The organism is Parapedobacter lycopersici (assembly GCF_040395035.1).
Taxonomy (GTDB): Bacteria; Bacteroidota; Bacteroidia; order Sphingobacteriales; family Sphingobacteriaceae; genus Parapedobacter; species Parapedobacter lycopersici_A.
Map to the genome: position 1 here is coordinate 1 of NZ_JBEBRB010000082.1, position 10,538 is coordinate 10,538.

The window sequence follows — 10,538 nt, forward strand, 5'->3', positions numbered from 1 at the left end:
AAGGCGTATTTACAGCTTATTGGTATCCCAGCAGCCGGAGTACCTGTTTGCTGTTCTGTTCCTCACCAAATACTTCGAAATTAAAAGTTTCATCGCGATTCCGGCGTACCAGCACATGCTTGGGCGACGGTAACAGGCAATGGTGTATGCCGCCATATCCACTCAACACTTCCTGGTAAGCGCCCGTATGGAAAAAGCCGAGATATTGGAGCTTTCGTGTTTTAGGCATGAATACGCTATTGATATGAGCTTCCTGGCTGTAGTAATCCTGTCCGTCACAAGTGATCCCACCAAGGTTAACGCGTTCGTATTCCGAGTCCCAGTTATTTACTGGAAGGAGGATATATTTCTGATTGAGCGCCCACACATCAGGAAGGTTGGTAATAAACGATCCATCTAGCATCAGCCATTTTTCACGGTCATTCTGCTGTTTCCGCCCAATTACCTTATATAAGATGCCCGACGCCTCGGCCACGGTGTATTTGCCGAATTCGGTGATGATGTCGGGTTCCATTACTTCATGGACGGCACAGATCTGCTTGATACGGTTCACGATTTCGTTTACCATGTATTCGTAATCGAAGTCGTGTACCAGCGAATCCTTGAATGGCATACCGCCACCAATATCGAGGGTGTCCAGGTCGGGATTGATCTTTTTGAACTTGCAGTACAGTGTTACGTATTTTTCCAGCTCAGTCCAGTAATACGGCGTATCCGAAATGCCGGAATTGATAAAAAAGTGCAGTAGCTTAACCTTGAAGTTCGGGTTCGAGATTATCTTGCTGTTATAAAAATCGAGTATATCCTCCAGCCGGATGCCCAGGCGCGAGGTATAGAACGGCGAATCGGGCTGTTCTTCTGCTGCAATACGGATACCCAGGTTGCAGGGTTCATCAAGTTCCACCTCATCGTCATAAAGATTGAATTCCTCTTTATTGTCGAGTACCGGAATGATGTTTCTATAGCCGTCGTGCAGCATATCGATAATGTACTGCTTATACTGGTAGGTCTTAAACCCGTTGCAGATCACCGTGATATCCTTGGTAACGGTACCCTTCTTCTCCATGGCCTCAATCATCGGCATATCAAAAGCGGAAGACGTTTCCAGGTGGATGTCGTTTTTAAGCGCTTCTTCCACCACGTGGCGGAAATGCGAACTTTTCGTGCAGTAGCAATATTTATAGGAACCCCTATAATTATGTTTAAGAATTGCGGTCTGAAACAGAATTTTGGCTTGTTGGATCTTCTTGCTGATGATCGGCAAATAGGTAAACCGCAATGGCGTACCATAGGTTTCGATCATCTCCATGAGATTCAGGTCATGAAAATATAACTCGTCATCTATAATTTCGAATCCATCCTGCGGGAAGCCCACGCTTAGGTCAAGAAATTCCTGATAGCTCTGCATTTTTTTATATTTTTGGCAAAGATATGCTTTCGGTATGAAACGCAATATACCTGCAATAGAAATAAATTAATGCTTTACTGTTTACATGACCCAAACGATACAACAACAACTTATACACCATATTAAGCAGGCCGTAAAAACGTTATTTGAAGGTGATTTGCCCGAAGGTCAGATCACGCTGCAGGAAACGAGAAAAGAATTTGAGGGCCAGCTGACCGCCGTTATTTTCCCGATTACCCGTTTTTCCCGGAAATCACCGGAAGCGACAGGCGACGCGATTGGTCAATACCTGATGCGGCATCTCCCGGAAATCACATCTTTTAATACCATTAAGGGCTTTCTCAATATCAGCCTGTCCGATGTCTATTGGGCTACATTATTCACAACGCATATCTCGGCGGAAGGTTTTGGAAGACATCCTTCCAATGGCCGGAAACTGCTGGTTGAATATTCTTCACCCAACACGAATAAGCCATTGCATTTGGGTCACATCCGGAATAACTTGTTGGGCTACTCGGTTGCGGAAATTCTGAAAGCGTCCGGTTATGAGGTAACTAAAGCCAACCTGGTCAATGACCGCGGAATACACATTTGCAAGTCTATGCTCGCCTGGCAGCGCTGGGGCAATGGAGAGACACCCGAAAGCAGTGGCATGAAGGGCGACCACCTCGTGGGTAAGTACTATGTGCTTTTTGACCAAGCGTATAAAAAGGAGATTGATGTGCTTAAAGCGCAGGGCCAAAGTGAGGAAGAGGCTAAGAAGAATGCTCCCTTAATCCAGGATGCGCAGGAGCTGCTGCGACGTTGGGAGGCGGGGGACCCGGAAGTGATTACACTGTGGAAAACCATGAATGGGTGGGTATACCAGGGATTTGAAGAAACTTATCGGCGTTTGGGGGTCGATTTTGACCAATATTACTACGAATCCGACACCTACCTATTAGGTAAAGATCTGATTAAGGAAGGGCTTGATAAAGGTGTGTTTTACAGAAAGGAAGACCAGTCGGTCTGGATCGATCTGACGGCCGATGGACTGGATGAAAAGCTGGTACTCCGTGGCGACGGCACGTCGGTATACATCACACAGGATTTGGGAACTGCACAGTTGAAGTATGATGATTTTGGTCTAGATGAATCCATTTATGTGGTGGGCAACGAACAGGACTACCATTTTAAGGTGTTGTTTCTGATATTGAAAAAGCTGGGCAAGTCCTGGGCAGACGGCCTGTTCCACCTGTCCTATGGGATGGTTGACCTTCCCTCCGGAAAGATGAAATCACGGGAGGGTACCGTGGTCGATGCAGATGACCTGATGGATGAAATGGAGGATACTGCCCGCAAACGTACGGAAGAACTCGGAAAGACGGAAGGGCTTGCCGCGCCGGAGAAGGCTCATTTGTATCACATCATTGGTATGGGGGCACTTAAGTATTTTCTGCTAAAGGTTGAGCCGAAGAAGCGGCTGCTTTTTGATCCGAACGAATCCATTGATTTTCAGGGACACACGGGGCCTTTTATTCAATATACCCATGCACGTATAAAATCGGTGTTGACAAAAGGAAGCTATGGTTCGCAATCAACTATTGAGCTTCCGGTAGCCCTTGCGCCGGCTGAACGGGACCTGATTCAGTTGCTGGGTAATTATCCCGCGGTAATTGAATCGGCTGCCAGGGAATTCAGTCCGGCCCAGCTGGCCAATTACATTTACGACGTAGCGAAACAATATAATAAATTTTACCACGAAGAATCCATACTGAAGGCGGAGGATGGGATCGTCCGTGATTTTAGAATGAACCTTTCGGCAGCCACAGCCCGTGTCATTGCCGACGGAATGAAGTTACTCGGTATTGAAGTGCCGGAACGGATGTGATGCAACCAGTAAGAAAAATAAATGTGGGCCTCATCGGCTTCGGTATGGCCGGCCAGGTCTTCCATGCACCGACAATCACTACGGTTGACGGGCTGCGGCTACATAAGGTAACGACCAGAAGACCTGACCAGCAGGAAGTATTGGCAGCACGGTATCCGGATGCAACCGGTGTAACGGCCGCAGCCGAAATTGTTCATGCCGATGATATTGACCTGATTGTGATCGCCACTTCAAATGATGTTCACTACACATTAGCCAAGGCGGCATTATTGGCCGGTAAAGATGTTGTGGTGGAAAAACCATTTACCAATACTTCGGCGGAGGCGGACGAGCTTATCGCATTGGCCCAGAGACACAACCGTTTACTCAGTGTGTATCACAATGCCCGCTGGAACAGCGACTACCTAACCATCAAAAAAATAATCGCGGGCGGCCGCCTGGGGAAGCTGGTTTCTTTTGAAGCCAGGTACGATCGGTTCCGTAATGCGCTGAAGAAAAATGCATGGCGTGAAATGAACCTGCCCGGATCGGGTATCCTATATGATCTGGGCGCTCACCTGATCGACCAATCGTTGCAATTGTTCGGCGCACCGCAGGCCATTAATGCCGACCTGCGCATGCAGCGCCCGGGTGCACAGGCTGTGGATGATTTTGAACTGATTCTGCACTATCCCCAACTTAAGGTTACCCTGAAAAGCTCCATGCTGGTCAAAGAACCATCGCCGCGTTATGCCCTGTACGGATTGCAGGGCGCATTTGTGAAATATGGCATTGACCCACAGGAAGCCGCATTGAAAGCAGGTGCATCCCCACTGGAAGACCCCGAGTGGGGAAAAGAACCGGAATCAATATGGGGAAAATTGAATGTACTGGAAGACGGTGCCGATCACATTGCCTATGTGGAAAGCGAACGTGGCGATTATCCGGCATTCTACCGTAATGTGTGCGATGCCGTACATGGCCGTTCCGCGCTGGCAGTAACTGCGGCAGCAGCACGCAATGTCATCCGGATAATTGAGCTGGCGGAACAAAGCTGGCGTGAAAAACGGACCGTTGTGCTGGATAACGAAAAATTGTTGGATTGCTAAAACGGTTTATTATATTTGGCCAATCGCAATAGCCAATAAATCTGAAGTAATGGATCACAACACCACATCAGCAGGAATCCCTTCCGCCGCAGACAAGCCTCAGGCGGGTACAGCCAAATTAACGGAACGCAGGTACTGGGTAGTATTTGGATTTGTTACCCTGCTTTTCATGCTCTGGGGTATCGCCATCACGATGGGCGATGTGTTGAATAAACATTTTCAGAACGTGCTGGGCGTATCCAAAGCCGAGTCGGGTCTCGTCCAGTTCTCTATCTTTGGAGCGTATGCCGTTATGGGAATTCCCGCAGGAATATTCATGAAACGCTTTGGCTATAAAAACGGCGTATTGCTCGGATTATCACTCTATGCCGTGGGGGCGTTCCTTTTTGTTCCAGCAGCGGGCGCCGAGTCGTTCGGTTTCTTTCGGATAGCCCTGTTTATATTGGCCTGCGGCCTGGCAACGCTGGAAACCGTGGCTCATCCGTTTGTGGCCGCGTTGGGTAAACAGGAATCCAGTGACCGGCGGATTAATTTTGCACAGTCATTCAATGGTCTGGGCACCATTATCGGGCCGCTGTTGGGCAGTTACTTTATCCTGAGTGGAAATATCGGGGCGCCTGGAAGCTTAACTTCCATTGAAATGCTTTATATCGGCATTGGCGTCGCGATATCCCTGGTTGCGGTTATGTTCAGCTTTTTACGGGTACCACCGCTTGGCCATGAAGTGGAAGCAGATGAACAATCCGCCGTATTGTCAGCACCGAAACGGCTGTTTCAGCGTCGACATTTTATATGGGCTATTATTGCGCAGTTTTTCAATGCTGCGGCACAGGGCGGTACCTGGGCATTTTTTATCAACTATGGCCATGAAAAAATGGGCTTTACCGATGAACTGGCCGGTTATTATTTTGCACTTAGCATGGTGATGATGACCGTGGGTCGGTTTGTGGGGACTTTCCTGATGCGGTACATCGCTCCAAACAGGTTGCTGGCCACCTTCGCCGCATGTAATGTGCTCATGTGTGTCATTATCGGACAGAGCCTGGGATGGCCCTCTTTTGCCGCCCTGTTGATGCTTAACTTCTTTTTCAGTATCATGTTCCCAACGATATTCAGTCTGGGGCTTAAAGACCTTGGTGCCCATACCCAACAGGCGTCATCCTTTATCGTAATGGGGGTTGTCGGTGCAGCGATATTTCCATTTCTAATGGGTAAAATAGCGGACCAGGACGTGGCCACAGCCTATTACCTGCCTATTATCTGCTATTTGGTAATCTTCCTTTTCGGTGCGAAATTCTACAAAACAAATCGATAACCGTGCAACGGCCAGATAGTAATATGACTAAAATAAATACTATTTCAACAATAGAATTTGAAACAGCCGAAGCATTTGAGACTTGGCTTGAAAAGCATCACGACAAGTCAAATGGACTTTGGATGAAAATCTTCAAGAAAGATTCTGGAAATAAGACTATCAACTATGCGGAGGCACTGGACATGGCTCTTTGCTATGGGTGGATTGACGGTCAAAAACAAGCGTATGACGAACAAGCGTGGCTACAAAAATTTTGTCCCCGCAGAGCCAAAAGTATTTGGTCTAAAGTAAATATTGGACATATAGAAAGATTAACCAATGAAGGTAGAATGCGAACAGCAGGATTAAAAGTTGTTGAAAGGGCTAAGGAGGACGGTAGTTGGGAAAAGGCATATGATTCCTCAAGCAAAATGACTATTCCTGAAGACTTTCTAAAAGAACTGAACAAAAACAAAAAAGCAAAAGAATTTTTTAAGGGTCTCAATAAGACAAATCTTTTCTCCATTGGCTTTAAACTTCAGACCGCAAAAAAACAAGAGACAAGAGAAAGGCGTATCAAAGAAATTATTGAAAAATTGGCAAGAGGTGAGAAATTACAATAATAATTCGGAAAACAGTTAAATTGAAAAAATGCCTGCCGCTAACAAGGTATTGCCAAGAGCGAGGCTGAACGGCTTCGATTGAACATTTGTGCAAGGTTCAACTTTCGTTCTTCGATTGAACTTTTGTACTAAAAATCCCCGCGTTCGGCAATACCCGAACCGATCACGGAAACAAACAATAACAGACAAAAATTGTATCTTTGTAGCAAAGCAGACCTGTTCTATCGCTCCGGTATAAAAGCCGGGGAGGAAAGTCCGGACAACACAGAGCACCCCGCTTCCTAACGGGAAGGATTCCGACATCGGTCGGGGTACGGAAAGTGCCACAGAAAACAGACCGCCCCGGCACATGCTGGGGCAAGGGTGAAAACGCGGGGTAAGAGCCCACGGCTTTGCGTGGTGACACGCATCGCGGTAAACCCCGGGGGTTGAAAGGCTAAATAGGTTGCGGTCCGGGAGTTGCTCGCTCCATTCCACCTCCGGTGGAAACCGCAACGGGTAAGCCGCTGGAGCTTACCAGTGATGGTAAGCCAAGATAAATGATAGAAGTCCCGGTTTACCGGGAGACAGAATCCGGCTTATAGGGTTTGCTTTTATTTAGGAAAACAACGGAAAATGACCAAAATACTGATTATAGACGATGAGCGGGCCATTCGGAGTACATTGCGTGAGATCCTGGAATATGAGGATTATAAGGTAATTGATACGGACAATGGGATCGACGGGTTGGCCATTATTAAGAAAGACGATATCGACCTCGTACTCTGTGATATCAAAATGAGTAAGATGGATGGCATGGAAGTGTTGACTGAAGCACTTGCCATAAAGCCCGATCTGCCATTTATCATGATATCGGGTCACGGAACGGTCGAAACCGCCGTAGAAGCAAGCAAAAAGGGTGCGTACGATTTTATATCGAAGCCACCCGACCTGAACCGGTTGCTCATTACGGTTCGGAATGCCCTGGAACGGGGCACACTGGTAACTGAAACCAAGGTGCTGAAACGGAAAGTAAGCAAGACCCGTGATATACTGGGAGATTCTGAAGCCGTGATGCGAATTAAGGATACAATTGAACGCGTAGCACCTACGGATGCCCGGGTGTTGGTTACCGGGGCTAACGGCAGCGGTAAAGAATTGGTCGCCCGGTGGCTGCATGAAAAATCAGGTAGGGCAGGAGCTCCGCTCATCGAAGTGAACTGTGCAGCCATTCCTTCCGAGTTGATTGAAAGTGAGTTGTTCGGTCACGAAAAAGGCTCATTTACTTCCGCGGTAAAGCAGCGTATCGGTAAATTCGAACAAGCGCATAACGGCACACTGTTTCTGGATGAAATCGGGGATATGAGTCTTTCCGCTCAGGCCAAAGTACTTCGGGCGCTTCAGGAAAATAAGATTACCCGTGTCGGTGGCGAAAAGGAAATATCCGTTAATGTGCGCGTCATTGCGGCAACGAATAAAGACCTGCTGAAAGAGATTGATGCGGGCAATTTCCGTATGGACCTATACCACCGCCTTAGTGTTATTCTAATTCACGTACCACCATTGACCGAACGGAAGGCGGATATTCCGGTGCTGACTGAGCATTTCTGTGAAGAGATATGCGGAGAATACAATATACCCCAAAAGAAAATTACGGCTGAAGCCATTAAAGTACTGCAGGATCTACCCTGGACAGGCAATATCCGGGAGCTTCGGAACATGGTGGAACGCCTGATCATCTTAAGCGATAAAGCCATTACGGATAAGGACGTGCATGCTTTCGCCAATCCCGGCGCGTTTGGGACGGTCACCAGAACGGAAACAGCAGAAGCTAGCAGTGTATCCGAAGTGCCGACCACGGCGTCGTCAAACGGAAGCGTTGCCGATTACGATGATTTCGGTTCCTTCCAGGATTTCAAGGACCATGTAGAAAAAGAGTACATTAAATACAAACTTGAAAAGAATGCCTGGAATGTATCCAAAACGGCCGATGAAATAGACATCCAGCGCAGCCACCTGTATAGTAAAATCGAGAAATTTGGCCTCAAGCGAGAGGCGTAGTCTTCAATGGATTAAACTACTCGTTGAATTTTCTGTGCTGCTTGCGGATAAGCATAAAAATAACTACGGCAATGACAATGGCCCCAAGCGCAATATAGCCGTAGGAAGGCCATGCTCCTCCGTCGTTTGTTACATTGCTGCTCGTGTCCTGTGCCCATGCAAAATGGCTCGAAACCGCTAAAAAAAGGGCGAATATATAGTGCATAACGTTTATCTGTGTTTTTGTACAATATACAAAATATTAATACACAAATATCCGTTATGTTTTTTTATTTTAATTTTTCCGCGCGGCCTTAGTTGTCTATATATAGGGATATACTGTATTAGGCAATCTCTGCAATAAAGACCCCATTGCTGTTTACGGATTCTTTATTTTTCAGGATGTTGCCGAGATTTACCCGGCCGATAATGTATTTAAAATCCTGGGCATAATAGCGTTCAGTAATGGACGAGAATTCCAGTTTGTTGATCAATTCCTCATCTTCGTATCGCAGATATACCTGGATCTCCCAGTCCGTACTGTACCGCAAGCTACCAGCCCCGAGGTGTTTTTTATATTCGTATTTGTAATCATACCGCAGCGCCGTGATGTCTGACATTACTGCCGAGCCGGTAGGGTGGCCGCCGGCACCTTTTCCATAAAAAAACTGTTCATCGGCAAAGGCAGCCTTAACTGATACCCCGTTGTATTCGTTTTCTACGTTGTACAGGATATTGGCCGGTGTCACGAGTTTGGGCAACACATACAGGATGACGGCACGATCGTCAATTTCACGGGCCGTTGGTATCAATTTGATCTTGAAATTCTTTTCCCGCGCAAACTGAATATCGGCCGGAGCCAGTTTGTCGATGCCGATGTTCAGGATCGTATCGGGGTCGAGGTATAAGCCATAAGCATGGGATGCAATAATGGCCAGCTTGAACTTGGGGTCAAAACCACCGACATCAAGCGTTGGGTCAGTTTCCGCAAAGCCAAGGTCCTGCGCCTGTTTCAATGCAGTGCTATATTCCAGCCCCTCATTAAAGATCTTGGACAGAATATAATTGGACGAGCCATTGAAAATGCCGCTTACAGAATGAAGCAACTCATTGTCATAATATTCTTCCAGATTCCGGATGATGGGGATGCTCCCGCACACCGCACCCTCATAGAGTAGGCTGGTGCCATATTGCTGCTGGATGGCAATCAGTTCGGTCAGGTGTGTGGCAATCATTTTCTTGTTGGCCGATACGGCGTTTTTCCCGGACCGCAATGCACGCGACACGATATCAAAGGCAGCATCGGCATCGTCGATTAACTCAACAACCGTATTAATTTCCGGATCGTGGAGCACAGCATCCGGGTCGGTGGTAAATAATTCAGCGGGAAGCGTTCGTTTTTTATCGGGATGTTTAATGACGAATCGTTTAACGGTCAGGTTAAGATCCTTTGTTTTGATAATGTCGTATAGTCCCTGTCCTACGACACCAAAACCAAAGAAACCAAGGGTTAATTGTTTACTCATAGTTGTCGTGTGCGGTTATCGGTATTTATTGATCTTAATTATTATACAAGCTGGCGGGAACGAATTCCGGCCGGTTGCCGTTCCCCGGCGGTGTGCCTCAGGAAGGCAACGATCTCCTCGGTGATGCGTCCTGTTTCAACCAAAAAGCCGTCATGTCCGTAGATGGAACTGATTTCAGTATACACTGCACCGGGAATGTGGCTGGCAATTAACTTTTGTTCCTGAACCGGAAACAGCAGGTCAGTGCTGATGCCGATTACCAGTGTGCTTGCCCTTACCCTGCGCAGTGCTGCCGCAGTACCGCCTTGTCGCCCCCGTCCCACATGATGGCCATCCATCGCTTTGCTGAGGTACCAGTAGCTGTATGCATTAAACCGCCTGACCAGTTTTCCACCCTGGTAACGCTGGTAGGAGGAAGCCCTGAAATCATCCTGTTTTTCCGGTTCCGGCTCTGATTGGGTGGCTGCATAAGTTTCATACCCCCTGTATGACAACAAGGCAATACTCCTCGCAGCTTTCAGTCCGTTGGCTCCGCCATCTGGTCTGTTTGCATAAAATGTGCGGTCCGAGCTTATGGCCATCCGCTGACTTTCGTTGAATGCAATACCCCACGGCGAATGCATTGCATTCGTTGCCATCAGCACCAGTCTGTCAATCCGCTCCGGATCGGTAATTGCCCACTCCAGCGCCTGCTGGCCGCCCAGGGACCC

Annotated in this window: 9 protein-coding genes and 1 other RNA gene; 6 read left to right on the forward strand and 4 right to left on the reverse strand. The window is 47.6% G+C overall.

What is annotated here, in order from left to right; genetic code table 11:
• Positions 1-16: 16 nt before the first annotated feature.
• On the reverse strand, positions 17-1,408 hold the full coding sequence (locus ABWO75_RS12215; RefSeq protein ID WP_257656763.1) for an arginine decarboxylase: 1,392 nt from the start codon (positions 1,406-1,408) through the stop codon (positions 17-19).
• A gap of 85 nt (positions 1,409-1,493) precedes the next feature.
• On the opposite strand from ABWO75_RS12215, the gene argS reads away from it, so the two are divergent.
• From argS to ABWO75_RS12245, 6 genes are all read left to right on the forward strand, one after another.
• Positions 1,494-3,278 (forward strand): arginine--tRNA ligase, encoded by a 1,785-nt coding sequence (gene argS, locus ABWO75_RS12220; protein WP_353185927.1) that lies wholly within the window; start codon positions 1,494-1,496, stop codon positions 3,276-3,278.
• Positions 3,278-4,366: an oxidoreductase gene (locus tag ABWO75_RS12225; protein ID WP_353185929.1), complete on the forward strand. Its 1,089-nt coding sequence runs from the start codon at positions 3,278-3,280 to the stop codon at positions 4,364-4,366. The genes argS and ABWO75_RS12225 overlap by 1 nt, the downstream gene beginning before the upstream one ends.
• Positions 4,367-4,415: 49 nt before the next feature.
• On the forward strand, positions 4,416-5,681 hold the full coding sequence (locus tag ABWO75_RS12230; RefSeq protein WP_353185931.1) for a sugar MFS transporter: 1,266 nt from the start codon (positions 4,416-4,418) through the stop codon (positions 5,679-5,681).
• Positions 5,682-5,704: 23 nt separating this feature from the next.
• On the forward strand, positions 5,705-6,283 hold the full coding sequence (locus ABWO75_RS12235; protein ID WP_353185933.1) for a YdeI/OmpD-associated family protein: 579 nt from the start codon (positions 5,705-5,707) through the stop codon (positions 6,281-6,283).
• Positions 6,284-6,491: 208 nt separating this feature from the next.
• An RNA gene (gene rnpB / locus ABWO75_RS12240) (RNase P RNA component class A) lies at positions 6,492-6,880 on the forward strand.
• Positions 6,881-6,898: 18 nt separating this feature from the next.
• Entirely contained in the window at positions 6,899-8,323 is a 1,425-nt protein-coding gene (locus ABWO75_RS12245; RefSeq protein WP_353185935.1) for a sigma-54-dependent transcriptional regulator, read from the forward strand.
• A 16-nt stretch (positions 8,324-8,339) separates the two neighbouring features.
• Here the strand turns inward: ABWO75_RS12245 and ABWO75_RS12250 are convergent, their stop codons facing one another.
• The 3 genes from ABWO75_RS12250 to ABWO75_RS12260 form a co-directional block, all read right to left on the reverse strand.
• Positions 8,340-8,528: a hypothetical protein gene (locus ABWO75_RS12250; protein WP_353185937.1), complete on the reverse strand. Its 189-nt coding sequence runs from the start codon at positions 8,526-8,528 to the stop codon at positions 8,340-8,342.
• A 118-nt stretch (positions 8,529-8,646) separates the two neighbouring features.
• Complete coding sequence (locus ABWO75_RS12255; RefSeq protein ID WP_353185939.1) at positions 8,647-9,828, reverse strand: homoserine dehydrogenase; 1,182 nt, start codon at positions 9,826-9,828, stop codon at positions 8,647-8,649.
• Positions 9,829-9,869: 41 nt separating this feature from the next.
• Positions 9,870-10,538 (reverse strand): alpha/beta fold hydrolase (locus tag ABWO75_RS12260; RefSeq protein WP_353185941.1); only part of this gene is annotated, 669 nt, incomplete at its 5' end.